This is a genomic window from Gluconobacter albidus (assembly GCF_002723915.1).
Lineage (GTDB): Bacteria > Pseudomonadota > Alphaproteobacteria > Acetobacterales > Acetobacteraceae > Gluconobacter > Gluconobacter albidus.
The window spans coordinates 485,997-505,081 of sequence record NZ_BEWL01000001.1; the positions used below are offsets into that span (position 1 = coordinate 485,997).

Below are 19,085 nucleotides of genomic sequence, written 5' to 3' on the forward strand. Positions count from 1 at the left end.
GCCTGATGTTCGGACCAGAACAGGGCCATTTCGCCCTGGCCCTCGCCTGCGTGCTCGCCCTCGTGCAGTTCGCCGTCCCGCTCTGGGGCGCCAGCCGCCGCGACGCGCGCCTCGTGGGGCTTGCGCCCTATCTCGCGGTCTCGCAGTTGCTTGCGCTGGGCTATTCGTTCCTGTGCCTCGTAATGTGCGCCGTCAGCGACGATTTCTCGGTCCAGAACGTCGCGGCAAACTCCGCCGTCTCCAAGCCGCTGCTGTATAAAATCACGGGCGTCTGGGGAAACCATGAAGGCTCCGTGCTGCTCTGGACGTTGATCCTCGCCGTCTGCGGCGGTGCGGTATCCCTGTTCGGCCGCAACCTGCCGGACATTCTGCGCGGGCGCGTTCTGGCCATTCTCGGAGGCGTCTCCGCCGGATTCCAGATGTTCTGCCTCCTGACGTCAGATCCATTTGAGCGCGTCTTCCCCGCTCCGATGGACGGTCAGGGCATGAACCCGCTCCTTCAGGACCCGGGCCTCGCCTTCCATCCACCCATTCTCTACACCGGCTATGTCGGTTTCGCCGTTCCCTTCGCCTTCGCCGTCGCCGCCCTGATCGAAGGCCGTGTCGATGCCGCATGGGGCCGCTGGGTCCGTCCCTGGGCCGTGGCCGCCTGGTGCTTCCTGACCTGTGGCATCGCACTCGGTTCGTGGTGGTCCTATTATGTGCTGGGCTGGGGCGGCTACTGGTTCTGGGACCCGGTGGAAAACGCCTCCCTCATTCCCTGGCTGACAGGCACGGCCCTCGTGCATTCCGCCATCGTCGTGGAGAAGCGCGAAGGCCTGAAAATATGGACGGTCCTGCTCGCCATCGCGACCTTCTCATTCTCGCTGTCGGGCACGTTCCTCGTCCGCTCGGGCATTCTGAACTCGGTCCATGCCTTCGCCAACGATCCCGCCCGCGGCGTGTTCATCCTCGCCCTGCTCGCCATCGTCATCGGCGGCTCGCTCGCTCTGTTTGCGTGGCGCGCGCCCTCCCTCACCTCGACCGGCCTCTTCTCGCCGGTCTCGCGTGAAGGCTCGCTGGTCCTGAACAACATCCTGCTGTGCTCGATCTGCGCCGTCGTCGTGACGGGCACGATGTACCCGCCCTTCATGCAGCTTCTGGCCGGGCGCACCATTTCCGTCGGCAAGCCGTTCTTTGACGCCGCCACGATCCCGCTGACCCTGCCGCTTCTGCTGGCCATGGGCATCGGCACCGCCCTGCCCTGGAAACGCGCGCAACTCGCCCGGACATTCTCGCATCTCTATGCCGCCGCCGGCATTGCCGCGATCGGGCTGGCCCTGTGCTTCTGGAAGCTTTCCGGCATCCTGCCCATCGCATGCGGCGCGCTGGCCGTCTGGGTCATCGCGGCTTCCGTGTCGGACGTGCTGCGCCGGATTGGCATCGGCCATACGTCCGCCCAGGGCGTATGGGAGCGCATGAAGAACCTGCCGCGTTCAAGCTGGGGTGCAGCACTCGCCCATATCGGCGCAGGCATCACCATTTTGGGGCTGTGCGGCATGTCTCAGGCCGAGCACGCCATTGTCGAAGTCCATATCGGCGAAACGCGCTCTCTGGCCGGGGACGACTGGACTCTTCTCGATGTGCACAACTATATCGGCCCGAACTACAAGGCCATGCAGGCCGACATCGCCATCCGTCACAACGGCAAACTCGTGACCATCCTGCATCCTGAAAAACGCGACTTCACGACGCAGAGCCAGACCACGACCGAAGTCGCCATCCACACCAATTTCATCACCGACCTGTACGGCGTGGTCGGTGACCGGCACGGTACGGGCAAGGACACGACCTATGTCCTGCGCCTGCACCGCAATCCGCTCGCGCCCTGGATGTGGCTGGGCGGACTGGTCATGGCCATCGGCGGCGCATTCTCGCTCTCCGACCGCCGGATGCGGATCGGCGCCCCCAAGCGTGCCGCTGCCCGCAACATGGCCCGCGCCTGAGGAGAAACGGACATGAGCGTAACACGACGGGGCATCCTCACGGCCGTGCCCATTATCGGCGCAGGCGTTCTGGGCGTCGGGTTCTGGCGGATGCTGAGCGACATGCGCAGCGGCGCCTTCGACCCGCGCGCGATCAAGAACCCCAATGTCGGCAAACCCATCCCGAGCTTCGCCATGCCGGGCCTCCCCGGCCTTGGGGACGGCTTCACGGATGCCGAACTCAAAGCCCAGCACCGCCCGGTTCTGGTCAATTTCTTCGCCTCATGGTGCATTCCCTGCGTGGCGGAAATGCCCGGCCTGCGCGCCATTTCGCGCAACATGCCGATCTGGGGAATCGCCTATGAGGACAAGCCCGAAAACGCCAGTGCCTTCATCCAGCGCGACGGCTCGCCTTACGCCCGCGTCGCCTCAGACCGGCATGGCCGCGTGGCCATCGACTGGGGCGTAACCGGCGTGCCCGAGAGCTTTCTGGTTGCCCCAGGCGGCCGCATCATCTGGCACGGCAGCGCTGCCCTCGACCCGCAGATCTATGAGGCGGAAATCCGCCCAAGGCTGGCCGGATTATGAAGGCCTCCAGACGTTTTCCGGCCCTGCTGCTTGCGGTTGGCCTGATCGGCAGCGGCGTAGCCCTTGCCGTGGACGATCCCGCCGAAATGCTGTCCAACCCGGCGCAGGAAAAACGCGCCGAAGCCATCGGCGCCCATCTGCGCTGTCTGGTCTGTCAGAACGAGAGCATCGAGGACAGCAGCGCTCCCCTCGCCCGCGATCTGCGCAAGGTTGTCCGCGAACAGGTCGCGGCAGGCAAAAGCGATCAGCAGATCATGGACTGGATGACCGAACGCTACGGCGAATTCATCCGTCTGGCCCCACAGTTTTCATGGTCCACCGCCCTGCTCTGGCTGATGCCGGCGCTCGCGCTGGTGGCCGGACTTGTCATTGCATGGCGTACGGCCAGACGCCGCGTCATCGCCACGCCTGCGCCGCTCACGGATGACGAGCGCGCGCGTCTGGATGCCCTTTCGGGCCGGGAGTAGTCTTGTTGTTCTGGTTGGGAATCCTGATTATCGCCGCGGTGGCCCTGTGCCCCGCATTTCTGGGCCTGCGGACCCTGCGTCGCCGCGTGAACGCCCGCGACTCTGCCCTGACGCTGTATCGTGGACAGCTTGGTGATCTGGAGCGCGACCACGCCCTCGCACTCATCAATGATGAAGAATACCAGGCCGCCCGCCTTGAAGTTCAGCGACGCCTTCTGGCCACTGACGGAGAAGCCGCCGTTGAGGATCTTTCGGCTGAACCCGCAAAGCGCAGCCAGATTCTTCCTGTTCTGGCGGTCGGACTTGGTATCCCGGTACTGGCTTTTGCGCTCTATATCGTTAATGGACACCCGTCCCTCCCGCCCCAGCCGCTGAGCGGGCGTCAGACGGGACCAGACGCGAAGGGTCTGGAAACAATCCACAAACTTCAGACCGAAGTCGCCATGATTCCTGCCACGTCATCGACTTATGCGACCGGACACTTCATGTTAGGAGAGGTCGAGGCCAAGTCCGGTCTGACGGAAGATGCGATCCGGGACTGGAAAGCTGCCCTCGACGCCCATTTCGAGCCCGAGCTTGCCATTCGTCTCGCCGAGCTTGAAAGTCGTAACGGCAGCCATATTTCTGCCGAAAGCCTCGACCTCTATCGCCGCGCCCTGGCCGCGGCACCGGCCGATGCGCCCTGGCGTATGGCCGTGGAAGCCCGTATCGCGGTTGGCGAACATCAGGAGAATAACGGTCAGTGAGAAAACCCGAAGCCAACGCCATCGCGCTGTGCCCCGTCTGTCGCAAACCCATGCGTCCGACATCGGAGAAATGCCCACATTGCGGTGCTGAACGTCATTACGGCCCACGGCTCCTCGAATCCGCCGTCTGCGCCTTTGCCGGAATGGTCCTGCTTTCGGCGGTTTCCACCCTGCTCCTGCCGATTTCGCTCTGGACCATCATGTTCGCCGCCATCGGGCTGGTTGCTGGTTTTCTCTTTTCCCACAATCGTTTCAGCGGCGATCGCTGGCTGAAATAAGGGCTCGGGATGCCCGGCGCGGTACGATCCGGCCATCCCGCTTCCGACACTCTTCCCGGATCCGGAACATTCCTGCTAATGGGCAGGAATGACCCAATCTTCCGGACGTTCCCTGCCCTTTTTCGTCGCTGTGGCCATCCTGTCCTGGGCGAGCGCCTATCCCGTCGTCCGGATTGCCCTGCATGATTTCGCGCCCGTGCCTCTGGCCGCATTACGCTACGCCGTCGCGGCTGTCATGGCGGCTCTCTGGCTTTTCTGGAAACGCCCCGCCCGCCCCCTGACATCCGATATCCCGCAGATCCTCGCCTGCGGCATGATCGGGATCATGCTCTACAACATCCTGTTCAACTGCGGGGAAGTGACCGTCTCGTCCGGAGCGGCCAGCCTTCTTATCAGCGCAGCGCCCCTGATGGCCGGGCTTCTGGCCATGGCATTCCTTGGCGAGCGCATGTCCCGCTGGGGCTGGGCCGGGTCGATCCTGAGCTTCAGTGGCGTCGCCATGATCGCCAAAGGACAGAGCGGCGGTCTTTCCTTTGGCTCCGGCGCCACACTGGTGTTTGGCGCGGCCGTCTGCGCGGCGTTTTACACGATCCTCCAGAAGGGCCTGATCCGCCGCTACGGCGCACTCCCGACCATCGCCTATGTCCTGATTTCCGGTGCGATTTTCCTTACTCCCTGGCTGCCGCAGGGCCTCACGAATTTCTCCCATGCCTCATGGCAGGGACAGGCGGCTGTGCTGGAACTCGGGATTTTCCCGGCGGCGTTCGGCTATGCCGCCTGGGGTTTCGTCATCGGGCATCTCGGCGCCTCACGCGGTGCAGCCCTGCTTTACCTGCTGCCACCCGTGACGATGGTTCTGGCCTATTTCCTCACCGGAGAAGTCCCGTCCCTGCGCACCCTGATCGGCGGCGCGATCGTTATGGCCGGTGTGATCCTGACCAATACCTATGGCCGCCACCCGGTTGCCCAGATCGTGGAATCCTGAAGCCGTTTCCTCGCTGTGACGGCATCCGGATTTTCTATGGCTGGGTTTCTTTGTCCTGCGGCGATTGTGCGATAATTTCCCCCGTGAAATGAGCCGGATCACCCGCAGGAAAGCCGAAAACAGACAATGAGCCGTACCGAAACCGATGGCATGGGCCCGATCGAAGTCGCTGACGATGTGCTGTGGGGGGCCCAGACCCAGCGCTCCCTGAAATATTTCAGTATCGGCCGCGAACTGATGCCGCATGAAATGATCGAAGCCTATGCGATCATGAAACGCGCCTGCGCCACGGCCAACGCCGCCAGCGGTCGTCTGTCGCAGGACCGCGCGGATCTAATCCGGACCGTCTGCGACGAGATCATCAAGGGCGAACATGACCGGATGTTCCCGCTCCATGTCTGGATGACGGGTTCGGGCACGCAGTTCAACATGAACGTCAACGAGGTCATCGCAAACCGCGGCTGCCAGATCACCGGCAATCTGCTCGGCAGCAAGACGCCGCTGCACCCCAACGATCACATCAACATGTCGCAGTCCACCAACTGCAACTTCCCGACCGCCATGCATATCGCGGCCGTCCTCGGTACGCATCGTCGCCTGATCCCGGCCCTGACGCGCCTGCGTGACGCCATGGCCGCCAAGGCAGAGGAGTGGCGCGATCTGGTCAAGGTCGGCCGCACGCATCTTCAGGATGCCGTGCCCATCACACTGGGTCAGGAATGGCACGGCTATGCCGGGATGCTGACGGACAATATCGTCCGTCTGGAACAGGCCCGCGACGGTCTGTTCCCGCTCGCCCTCGGCGGCACGGCACTCGGCACGGGTGTGAGCACGGATGAAGGCTTCGACCGCCGCGCCTGCGCGGAAATTGCCCGCCTGACGGGCCTCGGCTTCACAGCTGGCGAGAACAAGTTCGCACTTCAGGGCGCGCATGACGCGCTGGTGCATCTGTCGGGTGCGCTGCGCACAACGGCGGGCAGCCTCTTCAAGATCGCCAATGACGTCCGCCTGCTCGCCTGCGGACCACGCGCCGGTCTGGGCGAACTGCACCTGCCGGAGAACGAGCCGGGATCATCGATCATGCCGGGCAAGATCAACCCGACGCAGGCCGAGGCGCTGGCCATGCTCGCCCTTCAGGTCATGAGCAATGATGTTGCGGTGGGCCTGGGCGGGGCTGCGGGCATGCTGGACATGAATGTCTACAAGCCGCTCATGATCCATAACATCATGCAGGGCATCACCCTTCTGCATGACGGCTCGGAAAACTTCCGCCGCTTCCTCGTCGAAGGCACGAAAGCCAATACGGACAAGCTGAAACAGGATCTGGAACGCTCTCTGGTCCTCGTCACGGCCCTTTCGCCAGCCATCGGTTACGACCGCGCCGCACAAGTCGCGCATCACGCCATGGAAAAGGATCTGAGCCCCCGTGAAGCTGCACTGGAACTGGGTTTCATGACATCCGAAGAGTATGACCGCGTCGCCGATCCGCGCCTGATGCTCCGCCCCAACATCACGCCCCCCGGAACCTGATTGAACGCCAGCTTCAAACTGCTTCCGCATGACGAAAACTTCATGCGGAAGCGATGGCCGTTACGTCTCAGGACTGATACGGCGGACTCTTCTGCTTTTTTCCCGGAGATGCCCGTCAGATGATGACCCGCCGCGCAGCCCTGCTCGCTTTAACGCTCCTCTCCCCCGTCTGTACGGCTGCGGCGGCCGATGCCCCCAAGACCGACGCCAGCAAGCTCGAAGCCGGCAAGGCAACCGACGCCTTCACGGGCGAACCCGCCCTGCTCCCGGCGGATTCCGTCACGCAGCATCATCTGAACGGCATCGCCTACACTGCCCATGCCGGCACGCTCATTTTGCGCGGCCCTGACGGCAAACCCACGGCCCGCATGTTCTACGTGTCCTACACGAAGGATGGCGTCCCGGCTGGCACCCGTCCGGTCTCGTATTTCTTCAACGGCGGACCGGGCGCGGCCACGGCCTATCTGAACCTCGGCGCGGCTGGCCCCAAGGCCCTGACCATGCCCGCCAAGGACCCGACGGACGGCACCCACGCCCAGCTCGGTGACAACCCCGACAGCTGGCTCCCGGTCACCGACATGGTCTTCATCGACGCCGTGGGCACGGGCTATTCCCGCCCCACCGATACGGCCAAGGCTGGAGACCAGTTCTATGGCGTCAAACAGGATGCCAGCACCTTTGCCAAAGCCATCGGCCTGTGGACGGCAGCGAATGGTCGTGAAGCCTCGCCGCATTATCTCGTGGGCGAAAGCTATGGCGGCATCCGCTCCATCCAGGTCGCGAATGCGCTTCAGATGGAACAGGGCATCCTGCTCAACGGCATCGTGATGATCTCCCCGGCCATCGAGATGCCCCTGCTGGATTCGGACGAAAATCCGCTTTCCGCAGCTCTCATGATGCCGAGCCTCATCGCCGCGCATCAGAGCCCGAACGTGACGGAAAAAACTGCTGAAGACGCCTATCAGTGGTCCCTGAGCACCTACCTGCCAAAGATCGCCGGCAAGCTGCCGTCTGGCAGCGAAGGTCAGGCCCTCTATGCCGAGATCGCCCAGCGCACCGGCCTCCCGCAGGACGTGATAGCCCGTCAGCACGGCATCCCGGCCATTGGCTCGCATGATATCATGTCCCGCAACGGTCGCCTGTACGGACTGTACGACTTCACGCAGTCCATCGCCGACCCCTCGGCCGATGGTCTCGACGAAAGCCCCGATCCGACGCTGTTCGGCTTTGGCCGCGCCTATGGCAACGCCTTCTCGGGCTATGCCGCGAACGATCTGGGATTCAAGACACCCCTGACCTACGATCTGCTGTCTTTCAAGGTGAACGGAAGCTGGAAGTGGAGCTCAGGCGGCCCGTCGCCGATCCATCAGATCCCGGTTCTGAACCGCCTTCTGGCCCTCGATCCGGGACTGCGCGTCTTCGTGGCGAATGGCTATTATGACGTCGCCTGCCCGTTCGCGACCGCGCGCTGGATGAAGGATCACCTGACGGTCGGCGCCGACCGCGTGTCGCTGCATCTCTATCAGGGTGGTCATATGCTCTACACGCGCCCGGCCAGCCGCCATGCCCTCTCGGCCGATGTGGCATCCTGGATCCAGGCAGACGGTCGCCAGCCCTGAAATATCCAAACCTGAAATACAATGTCATAAATTGACAGCCGACGGTGAGGAACAGATAATGCACAGAGTAACTTCTGGACCTCACCTGACCGGGCCTCTCCCTACTGAGAAGGCCGCCTCTAACAGGGAGCCTTTCATGTCAGACGCTTTTCAAACTGCCTCGGCGCACTGGAGACCGTCTGCCCGGCAGGCAGTCTCTTCCTCCCTCAGGCGGACCGCCGCTTGACGGTGCAGCGTCAGGCGGGCTCGGAGCCGGGCTATTCGCTGGAACATGCCGTCACAACCTCCTGTGACCGGGAGCCCATTCAGCGGCCGGATGCCATTCAGCCGCATGGTCTTCTGCTGATTGCCGACATCGCGAGCCTCACCGTGCTTGGCGGCGCGGGAGACATCGAAGGCCGCCTGACCCCCGACTGGCTTGGACGTAATCTCGCGAGCATCCTGGACGTCCCGACCGGGCGCTTTGAAGACGCAAGACATGTCTCCCTGTCCGATCTTCGGATTTCAGGGCTCGCAGGCGAGACCTTCAGCGTCGTCTGTCACGCCCAGGACACGCATTTTCTCGTCGAACTTGAACCCATCGAGTCCCACACTCTGCTCACCTGGGATATTTTCGGCGAGATCGACAGGACGGCAGACCGTTTTGAACGCTGCCCGGATATCGCGTCCGTCTGTCGTCATGGCGCGACGATCTTTCAGCGCGTCACCGGCTTTGACCGCGTTCTGGTCTATCGCTTCATGGAAGACGGCACGGGCCGCGTTGTAGGCGAAAGTCGTAACGACACCTTCCCGTCCCTGATGAACCACCATTTCCCGGCCAGCGACATCCCCACGCAGGCCCGGGCTCTCTATGTCCGCAACCGCATCCGCGTTATCCCGGACATCACCTACGAAGCCGCCCCCATCCGTCCATCCGACGCCGGACTTGCGGGCCTCAATCTCAGCGACGTCCAGCTCCGCAGCGTCTCGCCGATCCACCTTCAGTACATGGCCAATATGGGCGTCCGGGCCTCGGCCTCCGTCTCGCTGGTCGTCGATGGCGTACTGTGGGGGCTGATCGCCTGCCATAATTCGTCTCCGAAACCTCTGCCCGAAGACATCCGAGCCGCCTGCCGGACTCTGGCCGGCGTCATGTCCCGCCAGTTGCGGAACAAGGAAGAGCTGGTCACCTATCAGGAGCGTCTGCGCCTGCGCAACGCGATGGAATCCGTCACGTCCCATTTCGACGTGCGCCGTCCGCTAGAAAACAATCTTCGCAGTTGCATCAACGAGTTGCAGGCCCTCTTTCCCTGCAACGGCTTTGCGGTCATCAGTGACGAAACCATCAGTGCAACCGGCGTGCTTCCCGATACGAAAAGCCTTCACCAACTGCATGACTGGCTGAGAGCGGGCAACCATGGCGGCATCTTCAGCAGCGCCCTGCTGGGCCGGGATTACTCCCCGGCAGCCGACTGGCCTGAACGCTGCGCCGGGCTCCTGGCCATCACACTCCCGCTCCGCACGCCCATCTGTCTCCTCTGGAGCCGGGTCGAAATCATCCAGACGATCGAATGGGCCGGAAATCCCCACAAAGACGATGCAGACAGCGACGGCATCCTGCGCCCGCGCACGTCTTTCAGAACATGGGAGCAGACCATCCGCGGGCACAGCACCCGCTGGACCGGCGAGCAGAAACAGGCCGCCCGCCGCCTGCGTCGCGTCCTGATTGCGGACGACCAGACCCAGCAGCTCCGCGAACTCAACGCGACCCTCGCCGCCACGCTGGAGGAACGCGAAGACCTGCTGCGCCAGAAGGACTTCCTGATCCGTGAGGTCAATCACCGCGTCCAGAACTCGCTTCAGATGGTCGCATCCTTCCTCAAACTTCAGGCCCGCAGCGCCTCAAATGACGATACCACCACAGCCCTGAAGGAAGCCCAGCACCGGATCGCCGCCATCGGGCTCGTGCACCGTCGCCTGTATCGTGACGAACATGTCGGCGTCGTGGATCTGGGCCGGTATATCGAAGAGTTAATGGAGGAACTGTGCACGTCACTGGGCGAGGGCTGGCACGACCAGATGCATCTCTCTCTCTTCCCGATCATGATTGCCGCAGACCGCGCCATCAATATCGGCCTGATCCTGACGGAACTGATCATCAACACCAGCAAATACGCCTATAGCGGCCATGCCGGGCCGCTGTATGTCGGACTGGCCCAGGCGGGCACCCGACTGGTTCTGACGGTCTCGGATCAGGGTGAATGCACCCCCCAGCTCAAGGGAACGGGGTTCGGGACACGCATGATGAATGCCGTCGTCAGCAGCCTTGCCGGCACCCTGACCTACACGACGCTGAATCCAGGGCTGGAAGCCGTCATGACCCTGCCTCTGGACTCCCTGCTCCCTACGGAAACGCAGCCCCGTCCCAGGGACACGTCCTCACAGACGCCCTATCCATATCCCTGAACACCACCCAACAAAAAAGGCGCCAGACCAGCAGGTCGGGCGCCTTTCTCACAACACGTCGCCGTCAGCGGGTTACGCGACGAGATTGCCTTCCTTGTCCACCAGCTGGATCGGATAATCCCCGGTGAAGCAGGCATCGCAATAACGGCGCGCACCCTCGGCGCGGTTCGCATGGCCCAGCGCACGGTAGAGGCCGTCGAAGCTGACAAACGCCAGACTATCCACACCGATCGCCCGCGCCATTTCCTCAAGCGTATGGGTCGCAGCCATCAGCTTGCTCTCTTCAGGCGTATCAATGCCATAAAAGCAGGCATGTTTCGTCGGCGGAGAGGTGATGCGCATATGCACTTCCGTCGCCCCCGCGGCACGGACCATGTCCACAATCTTGCGCGACGTCGTGCCACGGACGATCGAGTCATCCACCAGAATGACGCGCTTGCCGGCCAGAACCGGCCGGTTGGCCGAGTGCTTCATCTTCACGCCGAGATTGCGGATCTGGTCAGTCGGTTCAATGAAGGTCCGACCCACATAGTGGTTGCGGATGATACCGAGTTCGAACGGAATACCACTTTCCGCCGCATAGCCAATCGCGGACGGCACACCGGAATCCGGCACTGGCACCACAACATCGGCCTCGACTGCGCTTTCCCGTGCCAGTTCGCAACCGATCTGGCGGCGTGCTTCATAGACCGGCTGGCCTTCAAGCACGGAATCAGGCCGCGCGAAGTAGATGTATTCGAACACACAGAACCGGCCGCCCTGATCCCCGAAAGGACGCAGCGAGCGCAGACCGTCATTGTTGATGACGACAATCTCGCCCGGTTCGATGTCGCGGACATAATCCGCCCCGATGATGTCCAGCGCACAGGTCTCGCTGGCCAGAACCCAGCCACCATTGTCCTGCTCATGACCCGGCATCCGGCCCAGAACGAGCGGACGCACGCCAAGCGGATCGCGCATGCCAATCAGACCGTCATCGGGGGTCAGCGTAATCAGCGAATAGGCGCCCTTGACCTGTTTGACCGCATCAATGAAGCGGTCGAGCACGGTCGTATAGAGCGAAATGGCGATCAGATGGATGAAGACTTCCGTATCCGTCGAGGAATGAAAAATGCATCCCCGCTTGACCAGCGCCTGCTTGAGCGTCGCGGAATTCGTCAGGTTGCCATTATGCGCAACCGCCAGACCACCGAACTCATAATCGGCATAAAGCGGCTGAACGTTGCGAACATGCGTTCCGCCCGTCGTGGCGTAACGGTTGTGGCCGATGGCGACCGTGCCGGGCAACGTCGCCATGACGCGGCTGTCTCCGAACACATCGCCCACCAGACCCAGACCCTTGTGCTGGTGGAATCGTTCGCCATCGAAACTGACGATACCCGCAGCTTCCTGTCCACGATGCTGGAGGGCGTGCAGGCCCAGGGCTGTCAGGGCCGATGCATCAGGCACACCCCAGACGCCAAAAACCCCGCATTCTTCATAGGGGCGGTTGAGACTGTCGGACTGGGTCATGCGGCGCGGCCTTTCCGGACTGGTTTCACAAGGACGCCTCATGGCCGCTTGTGACCTCAGACGCAAGATGCGGTTGCAGGAAATGAGGCAGATAACCTGTCAGATGGGTCGCCCCGGCGGCAATGTAAGGGCCGATGAGGCTTCCCTGCATCACATAGGACATCCACGAGCCAAAAAAAGAGCCTGCCAGCAGATAAAGGACGATCAGGGCCACATAACCCCGCGCCACACCGAACACGGCCCCCAGAATGCGGTCCACGCCCCCGAACAGAACACCCCGCGCCGCAGCCCCCACCCTGGCACCGATCATGGTGAAAACCAGCAGCACGACAACGAACAGAATTGCTGTACTCGCACTTCCGGCCAGCGCAGCCTGATGGAGGTAGGGCACCAGATAGGGTTCAAGCAGTCCATGAAACCGGTAGGTCAGAACGATCGCCCCGACCCATGCCAGCAGTCCGGCCAGTTCGGTTGCAAAACCACGCGTCAGCCCCCAGAGGGCCGAAAGCGCCATGATGCCCAGAGCGACGAGATCGAGACGGGTCAGATCCGCAGGCGTGATATGGGAGAGGTCTGGCAGGGGCGGCATGTCACGGCAGCTTCGTCGAACGAAAACGGCCCCCCTTGTAGGGACGTATTCCACCAACGCGCAACTCGTCCGCCAGGCGGATGCGCTCCTCGATCTCCGCCCAGACCAATCCGGCCTCGACGTCCCGCGCTTTCCAGATTTTCTCCAGCAACACAATAAACGCTGCGCTGTCGCGTACCAGAGCAGGCCGGTCGTTGATCATGACATCAAGAACACAGGCCGCACTCGAAACTCCCAGACGCTGCGAAAGCTTCGTTACTTTTCGATTCTTACGAAATGGAACTGATTTTTCCTGTGGTGTCATCACGACATGATGAGCGGAAGACCGATGTCAGGCAAGCCGTCGCTGCGCTTTTCCGGGGCATACTGCGGACGGTTTTCCTGAAAAAATATTTATTCCGGCACAGGAACACATTTCAGAACAAATATTGCCGTGATGATTTGTCATTGATGTTTCCTTTTTTGAAATATGCGTGATCTGGAACCCGCATCATCCAATAATTAACTCTTTTCGTGAGAAAATGCTCAACAGGTCAGGTGTGGAACTCCTTCCTCTCGCTCCTGACACCATCAGGACATCATGAGATGACGAACTACTGGATTGGCGGTGTAAACGGCGACTGGTTCGCAGCGGCAAACTGGAGCGAAGGTGTGGCTCCTCCCAATAAAGGATGGGTGGACATCCTGGCCGGAAAGCCCGACGGAAGCGCGGTGACAATCAATGTCGCGCAGGCCAACGCAACACAGATCACCACCTTAAAGGTCGGCAGCAATGCCACACTCAACGTCACCGCAACGTCCGCCACGCCCAGCGCTACGGCATTTTATGCCAACAGCCTGACCGTTGCGCAGGACGGAACGATGATTGTTGACACCCCAAGTGCCGTCAATCTCGGTAGCAATCCGACCATCAATGGCACCCTCCAGATTTCGGGAAACCCGTCCATTTCAATCAGCAGCAACAGTGTCGGCGGCACCGGAATGCTGATTCTGGATCATACAACTCTGGGCAGCACCAACGCCCAGTTCCAGATGGGCTCCTCCCTGACAACGGTTCTTCAAAATGGCGCGTCCCTGTACGTCAACAACGCCACGGCTGGCGGAAGGATCGTGTTTGGCCGCGACGCCGTGGACGGTTCTCCGAACCAGCTGCTTCTGGCCGACTACAACCAGACAGTCTCGACCCCGATCACGGGCTACGATGCCGCTTCGGTCATCACTGTCGGCCACGGCGGATCGCCTCCCATCAGCGCGACATTCGTTGCCAACAGCAACGGCACCTACACGCTGAAAATTGCCTTCGACCAATACAATAACGGCATCACGCTCTCGAACGTCTCTTTCGGCCCCAACTCCACCCCCGGCACACCGAAAATCGTTCAGAACACGAACGGAAGCTGGAGCGTCGTCGGCGGGGCAACCGGGTATAATGGACAGATCTGCTATCTGGCCGGATCCATGATCCTCACCCCCGACGGCGAACGCGCCATCGAGACCCTGCAGGCCGGAGATCAGGTTACGGTTTGCGAAAACGGAGCGCTTCACAGCCAGACGATACTACGCGTCGGGCATGCCCATACGACAGTCGGCACCACCGGTCTGGCAGACATGGACGCTGTGCCCGTCCGCATCCGCGCGGATGCTCTGGCAGATGGCATTCCAAGCCGCGATCTTCTGGTGACGCCGGAGCACTGCATGATGCTCGAAGACACCTTCATTCCCGTGCGGATGCTCGTCAACGGCATGACCATCGCCTATGACCACTCCATCGCCGAATATGACTATTATCACCTCGAAACCGAGAAGCACGCCATCCTGACAGCAAACGGCGCGCTGTCAGAAAGCTTCATGGATGTCGGCCATCGTCCGGATGCCCTCATGCAGGGATATCAGATCGAGCGTTTGCATGCCCTGAGCTGGGAAAAGGACGCAGCCGCACCGCTGGTCACCGACCGCTCGCATGTCGAACCGATTTTCGCAGCACTCGCACTGCGTGCGCAGGCTCTTGGCTACACCGGCCCTCAAACTCTTCCATTGACGGAAAGCGCGGATGAAACCCGTCTCGTTCTGGAAGATGGAACGGTTCTATACCCCATTCGCACCAACGGCGAACAGTTCGTCTTCATGCTGCCCGAAGGCTGCCAGAGTGTCCGCATCCTGAGCGCCGCAGCCCGTCCGGCTGACCGGATCGGACCTTTCGTGGACGATCGCCGGATGCTGGGCGTTCTGGTGGGAGACGTGACCGTCTGGAGCGATGAACAGACACAGCATCTGTCCCGCCATCTGTCAGACCCTTATGCTGACGGCTGGTGGGGCGTCGAAAGCAGCCACGTTCGCTGGACCGCAGGCAATGCACGACTGGATCTTGGGAACGTGCTGAAGACGTCGGGAGGAATCCTGAGCCTCCATATTCTGTCGCACGGAGCTCAGACAGCCGCTGCGGCCTGAAATCCTCCCAAGCCTGAACGAAACAAAAAAAGGCAGACCCTTTACAAAGGGTCTGCCTTTTCTATGACCCGAGAAAAGAGAGCAGAAAAATCCGCCCTTTCCTCATTCAGGCTGCTACGGATTTGGACGTCTTGAGCTGGCGCTCCTGCCACAGCGTGGCCAGCGCCTCCACCAGTTCGTCGATCATCTCGTTCGTATGAAGCGGCGTCGGCGTAATGCGCAAACGTTCCGTGCCACGCGGGACAGTCGGGAAATTGATGGGCTGGATGTAGTTACCGAAACGGTTCAGCAACTCATCCGACAGGCTGCGGCACAGTTCGGCTTCACCTACCATGACCGGCACGATATGGCTCGGGTTCATGACATGGGGCAGGCCCGCCTTGTCCAGAGCCTGACGCAGATAGGCCACGGCCCGCTGCTGGCCTTCACGCTCGGCACTGCTGTTGCGCAGATACCGCACACTGGCCAGAGCGCCAGCCGCGATCATCGGCGGAAGGGCCGTGGAAAAAATGAACCCGGACCCGAACGAGCGGACAAAGTCACAAAGCGCAGCAGAGGCAGCAATATAGCCCCCCACGACGCCATAGCCCTTGCCCAGCGTTCCCTCGATTACCGTCAGACGGTGGGACAGACCCAGCTTCTCGGCCACACCCGCACCATGATCGCCATACATGCCAACCGCATGAACCTCGTCGAGGTAGGTCATGGCGCCATATTCGTCGGCTAGGTCACAGAACGCCTCGATCGGAGCGATATCGCCGTCCATAGAATAGACGGACTCGAACGCGATGATCTTGGGAACGTCCGCAGGAAGTTCCTTCAAGCGACGTTCCAGATCCGCGATATCATTATGACGGAAGATCTGTTTCTCGGCCCGTGAGTGACGGATGCCTTCGATCATGGAGGCGTGATTGAGCTCGTCAGAGAGCACGACACAGTTGCGAAGACGCCCTGCAATGGTCCCGAGCGTTACCCAGTTTGACAGATAACCGGAGTTGAAAAGCAGTGCGCTTTCCTTGCCATGCAGGGAAGCGAGCTCTTTTTCCAGCTCCACATGATAGTGGTTGGTTCCCGAAATATTGCGGGTTCCACCAGCTCCGGCGCCCGTTTCGTCCAGTGCGTCGTGCATGGCCGTCAGGACTTCGGGGTGCTGGCCCATGCCGAGATAGTCGTTCGAGCACCAGACCGTTACATCACGGCCCAGGCCATGATGGAAAGCCTTGGGAAAATGACCTGCCCGGCGTTCCAGATCCGCAAAGTAACGGTAACTGCCATCCGCATGCAGACCGTCGAGAGCGGACTGAAACATCGCATCATAGTTCATCGCGTTTTCTCCTGCCCGGCACTGTAATCCTGTGACACGGTCTCGCCAAGATCTCCCATCGGATAAGACCGTAACCGCAGCCGTTTATTTCCCAACCCTGGAAGTCAACCGACCTGCATGACGTGACGGATCTACCATGTCGTTCCTGGAAACTGTGCATTTCCATACTTTCCATTTTCTCCATGACCACTCCACCCCATTATCTTCAGCAAGACATCAATCAGGAGCATGACGCCATGCTGGACATCAGACCCTTCGCCACTCTCGGTCATGCCGATCACGGCTGGCTCGACGCCCATTATCATTTTTCCTTTTCCGACTATCAGGATCGTAACCGGATGCACTGGGGGCGGCTGCGCGTATGGAACGACGATCGCATCGCGCCCCATAACGGCTTCGGCGCACACCCGCACCGCGACATGGAAATCATTACTTATGTCCGCACAGGCGCGATCACACATGAAGACAGCCTCGGCAATCGCGGCCGGACCGAAGCGGGGGATGTGCAGGTCATGTCGGCAGGCAGCGGGATCACGCATTCCGAGTTCAATCGAGAAGACGAAGCCACAACGCTCTTTCAGATCTGGCTGATCCCGGATGGGACGGGTGGCAAACCATCATGGGGCACCCGTCCGTTTCCACGTCATGAGCGCAACGGGCGCCTCGTCCCCCTCGCTTCGGGTTTTCCGGAAGATAACGCCCTCCCCATCCGCACACGCGGGCGGGTCTGCGGCGCCACACTCATGGCAGGAGAAACCCTGACCTTCCAGACGGACCGCACCATGTTTACCTACCTCGTTCCGGCTACAGGCAGCGTGGAAATCGACGGACGGATCGTTGGACACCGGGACGGTGCAGCCCTTCGTGATGTGGAAAGCATCACGATCACCGCGCGGGAAGATGCGGAAATCGTCCTCGTGGAAAGCGCGGCCTTGCGCTGACAGGAAGGGCAGTCAGGCTTTGTGACAAGAGGAGGAATTTCTGTGACAAACAACACAGAAAGGTGTTTCTTCCTTCTCGCATCCCGATCAGGGAACAGACGTTGTTGTGAGAGGGCCACCAGCCCGGAAAAGGCCCGTTTTCTTCTGACAGAAGGAGCCTGACAATGACCATCCAGAGCACATACACAACGAAGTCCGGCAAGTGCCAGACCGAAGCCCAGGCCTCAACATCCGTTTTTACCCGTTTTGGTGACTGGCTGAGTGGAGCCAGTACCGATCGCTCGGGTTTGACTGAAGTCACGATCAGGATGATGAAGGAAGACTGTCAGTTTGCCACGACGATCAGTGAAGTCCGCGTTCCCCCCTCGACCCCGCTTTCACCGGAGCAGGTCGAGGATCTCATGGGGGAAAAAAGGATAAACCACATCTGCCAGCAGACAGGCCAGTCGCCGGAAGCTGTTGAGACAGCCCTCACCGAAGTGCTTCCCATGCTGGCGTCCATGCTTCGGGAAAACCCGGAACGCCTCTTCAGTTACCAATGCAAGATCAACTGAATCCTTCCTTCGGTCACTGATCAGAAATTGCAGAGACCGGGAATTGCAGGTTTTTGAACGGCGGAGGTCTCGTCAGAGACCTTCCGCCGTTCTCGCCATACGTCGACGACGCGGCCGCCCTGCGTTTTCTTCAAATCGTTCACTGATCTGGGCGGTCGTTTCCGGCGCAGCCAGAACAGCCCCGGATGCTTCGACACATCCGACTTTCTGTACGAATGCAAGAAGATCCGGAAAGTCCACTCCCACACCCCGCACCTTCAGGCCGAGCGCTTTCACGGCTTCAAGGGCCGCCCGGTAGAAAAGCATAGCGCTTTCATCCAACAGCGGAGCCTGCCCCGACTGCCGCCATGTCATGTCCGAGGGTGCCAGCAGAGACGCGTCGAACTGAACGCCGTCCAACAACCCCCCGACAGCACGCTCACGCAAAAGGCTCAGGCTGGAGGGGGCACTTCCAAACCCACCAAGAAAAATCTGGCATCCCTGATCGCGCAGGGCGGAGAGCGTGTAACAGGTCTCCTTGTCCTCCTGTGCCAGGCCGCTTTCCTGAAAAACCAGATCCAGACGGCTGACAGGAAAATCGCTACTTTGAAGAACCGCATTCAGGCGACCGTTAAAGTCTCCGTCAGGAGCCTGATCGTCCTCCAGAGAGACCATCAGACGCATCCCATCCGGCCATGTCGCGGCCTGTGAACACGCATTCCCCAGCAGATCCGAGTCAAACTCCCTCTGCTGCTGGCCCAGACTCTTGCGCCTGCTCTTGCGAAGGGTCCGACGTGGGACCGAGAGCCAGAGCTGGCTCATGTCCACCTGCGCCCCGAGCACCTTGTCTGTTCCGCTGCGTCCCAGCACGAAGCGTGGCAGCCATCGTAGGGGAGGCAGGGCGCTTTTCTGCCGGGCCCTGCGACTCCGCAGCGTCGTGGCAAACATTCCCGCACTGGACTCAGCCATGGAGGCTGCATAGTCCGGTTTACCTTCGGGCGGTTCGGACAGCCCATCCACCCTGTCTGTCTGACCGACATACAGGTCCTGAGGAGTTGCCGCCACCGAAGTCGCTCCCCGTCCTAGATCATCCAATGCGGACACCTCCGTTCTTCA

The 19,085-nt window shown here is 61.1% G+C and carries 17 protein-coding genes; 12 read left to right on the top strand and 5 right to left on the bottom strand.

What is annotated here, in order from left to right; all coding sequences use genetic code 11:
* The first annotated feature begins 5 nt into the window (after positions 1-5).
* From GAL01_RS02320 to GAL01_RS02360, 9 genes are all read left to right on the top strand, one after another.
* A complete protein-coding gene (locus GAL01_RS02320; protein ID WP_062030118.1) occupies positions 6-1,985 on the top strand; it encodes a heme lyase CcmF/NrfE family subunit in 1,980 nt (659 codons plus the stop codon).
* A 12-nt stretch (positions 1,986-1,997) separates the two neighbouring features.
* On the top strand, positions 1,998-2,552 hold the full coding sequence (locus tag GAL01_RS02325) for a DsbE family thiol:disulfide interchange protein (RefSeq protein WP_062030120.1): 555 nt from the start codon (positions 1,998-2,000) through the stop codon (positions 2,550-2,552).
* Positions 2,549-3,019 (top strand): cytochrome c-type biogenesis protein, encoded by a 471-nt coding sequence (locus GAL01_RS02330; RefSeq protein WP_062030122.1) that lies wholly within the window; start codon positions 2,549-2,551, stop codon positions 3,017-3,019. Before GAL01_RS02325 ends, GAL01_RS02330 begins: the two co-directional genes overlap by 4 nt.
* A gap of 2 nt (positions 3,020-3,021) precedes the next feature.
* Positions 3,022-3,765, top strand: coding sequence for a c-type cytochrome biogenesis protein CcmI (ccmI, locus tag GAL01_RS02335; protein WP_231865327.1), 744 nt, complete (start codon positions 3,022-3,024; stop codon positions 3,763-3,765).
* Entirely contained in the window at positions 3,762-4,043 is a 282-nt protein-coding gene (locus tag GAL01_RS02340) for a hypothetical protein (protein ID WP_062030124.1), read from the top strand. Before ccmI ends, GAL01_RS02340 begins: the two co-directional genes overlap by 4 nt.
* An 88-nt stretch (positions 4,044-4,131) precedes the next feature.
* Positions 4,132-5,028 carry a DMT family transporter gene (locus GAL01_RS02345; protein ID WP_062030126.1) on the top strand — a complete coding sequence of 299 codons (897 nt, stop codon included), beginning with the start codon at positions 4,132-4,134 and terminating at the stop codon, positions 5,026-5,028.
* A gap of 126 nt (positions 5,029-5,154) precedes the next feature.
* Positions 5,155-6,558 (top strand): class II fumarate hydratase, encoded by a 1,404-nt coding sequence (locus GAL01_RS02350; RefSeq protein WP_062030128.1) that lies wholly within the window; start codon positions 5,155-5,157, stop codon positions 6,556-6,558.
* 119 nt (positions 6,559-6,677) lie between these two features.
* A complete protein-coding gene (locus GAL01_RS02355) occupies positions 6,678-8,177 on the top strand; it encodes a S10 family peptidase (RefSeq protein ID WP_062030130.1) in 1,500 nt (499 codons plus the stop codon).
* Positions 8,178-8,405: 228 nt separating this feature from the next.
* The gene (locus tag GAL01_RS02360; protein WP_062030197.1) at positions 8,406-10,622 is read left to right on the top strand and encodes a histidine kinase dimerization/phosphoacceptor domain -containing protein; all 2,217 of its coding nucleotides are present in this window, start codon (positions 8,406-8,408) and stop codon (positions 10,620-10,622) included.
* Positions 10,623-10,694: 72 nt separating this feature from the next.
* Here the strand turns inward: GAL01_RS02360 and purF are convergent, their stop codons facing one another.
* Genes purF through GAL01_RS02375 form a run of 3 tightly spaced genes read right to left on the bottom strand, consistent with a single transcriptional unit; the run spans position 10,695 to position 12,925 of the window.
* A complete protein-coding gene (gene purF / locus GAL01_RS02365) occupies positions 10,695-12,134 on the bottom strand; it encodes an amidophosphoribosyltransferase (RefSeq protein ID WP_062030132.1) in 1,440 nt (479 codons plus the stop codon).
* Positions 12,135-12,159: 25 nt separating this feature from the next.
* Positions 12,160-12,723 carry a CvpA family protein gene (locus tag GAL01_RS02370; protein WP_062030134.1) on the bottom strand — a complete coding sequence of 188 codons (564 nt, stop codon included), beginning with the start codon at positions 12,721-12,723 and terminating at the stop codon, positions 12,160-12,162.
* A gap of 1 nt (position 12,724) precedes the next feature.
* A complete protein-coding gene (locus GAL01_RS02375) occupies positions 12,725-12,925 on the bottom strand; it encodes a hypothetical protein (protein WP_231865328.1) in 201 nt (66 codons plus the stop codon).
* Between the two features lie 383 nt (positions 12,926-13,308).
* On the opposite strand from GAL01_RS02375, the gene GAL01_RS02380 reads away from it, so the two are divergent.
* A complete protein-coding gene (locus GAL01_RS02380) occupies positions 13,309-15,171 on the top strand; it encodes a Hint domain-containing protein (RefSeq protein ID WP_062030138.1) in 1,863 nt (620 codons plus the stop codon).
* 106 nt (positions 15,172-15,277) lie between these two features.
* On the opposite strand, the gene hemA is transcribed toward GAL01_RS02380, so the two are convergent.
* A complete protein-coding gene (gene hemA, locus GAL01_RS02385; RefSeq protein WP_062030139.1) occupies positions 15,278-16,495 on the bottom strand; it encodes a 5-aminolevulinate synthase in 1,218 nt (405 codons plus the stop codon).
* Positions 16,496-16,731: 236 nt separating this feature from the next.
* Here hemA and GAL01_RS02390 point away from each other — a divergent pair, with 236 nt between their 5' ends.
* Both GAL01_RS02390 and GAL01_RS02395 read left to right on the top strand, forming a co-directional pair.
* Positions 16,732-17,436 (top strand): pirin family protein, encoded by a 705-nt coding sequence (locus GAL01_RS02390; RefSeq protein ID WP_062030141.1) that lies wholly within the window; start codon positions 16,732-16,734, stop codon positions 17,434-17,436.
* A gap of 164 nt (positions 17,437-17,600) precedes the next feature.
* A complete protein-coding gene (locus GAL01_RS02395) occupies positions 17,601-17,990 on the top strand; it encodes a YidB family protein (protein ID WP_062030143.1) in 390 nt (129 codons plus the stop codon).
* A gap of 72 nt (positions 17,991-18,062) precedes the next feature.
* On the opposite strand, the gene GAL01_RS02400 is transcribed toward GAL01_RS02395, so the two are convergent.
* Positions 18,063-19,034 (bottom strand): EAL domain-containing protein, encoded by a 972-nt coding sequence (locus tag GAL01_RS02400; protein ID WP_231865330.1) that lies wholly within the window; start codon positions 19,032-19,034, stop codon positions 18,063-18,065.
* Positions 19,035-19,085 lie beyond the last annotated feature (51 nt).

Coding starts and splice junctions, on each gene's coding strand:
- GAL01_RS02395 (WP_062030143.1), top strand. CDS start 17,601: ATGACCATCCAGAGCACATACACAACGAAGTCCGGCAAGTGCCAGACC.
- hemA (WP_062030139.1), bottom strand. CDS start 16,495: ATGAACTATGATGCGATGTTTCAGTCCGCTCTCGACGGTCTGCATGCG.
- GAL01_RS02375 (WP_231865328.1), bottom strand. CDS start 12,925: ATGATCAACGACCGGCCTGCTCTGGTACGCGACAGCGCAGCGTTTATT.
- GAL01_RS02345 (WP_062030126.1), top strand. CDS start 4,132: ATGACCCAATCTTCCGGACGTTCCCTGCCCTTTTTCGTCGCTGTGGCC.
- GAL01_RS02330 (WP_062030122.1), top strand. CDS start 2,549: ATGAAGGCCTCCAGACGTTTTCCGGCCCTGCTGCTTGCGGTTGGCCTG.
- GAL01_RS02350 (WP_062030128.1), top strand. CDS start 5,155: ATGAGCCGTACCGAAACCGATGGCATGGGCCCGATCGAAGTCGCTGAC.
- GAL01_RS02320 (WP_062030118.1), top strand. CDS start 6: ATGTTCGGACCAGAACAGGGCCATTTCGCCCTGGCCCTCGCCTGCGTG.
- GAL01_RS02325 (WP_062030120.1), top strand. CDS start 1,998: ATGAGCGTAACACGACGGGGCATCCTCACGGCCGTGCCCATTATCGGC.
- purF (WP_062030132.1), bottom strand. CDS start 12,134: ATGACCCAGTCCGACAGTCTCAACCGCCCCTATGAAGAATGCGGGGTT.
- GAL01_RS02390 (WP_062030141.1), top strand. CDS start 16,732: ATGCTGGACATCAGACCCTTCGCCACTCTCGGTCATGCCGATCACGGC.
- GAL01_RS02355 (WP_062030130.1), top strand. CDS start 6,678: ATGATGACCCGCCGCGCAGCCCTGCTCGCTTTAACGCTCCTCTCCCCC.
- GAL01_RS02380 (WP_062030138.1), top strand. CDS start 13,309: ATGACGAACTACTGGATTGGCGGTGTAAACGGCGACTGGTTCGCAGCG.
- GAL01_RS02370 (WP_062030134.1), bottom strand. CDS start 12,723: ATGCCGCCCCTGCCAGACCTCTCCCATATCACGCCTGCGGATCTGACC.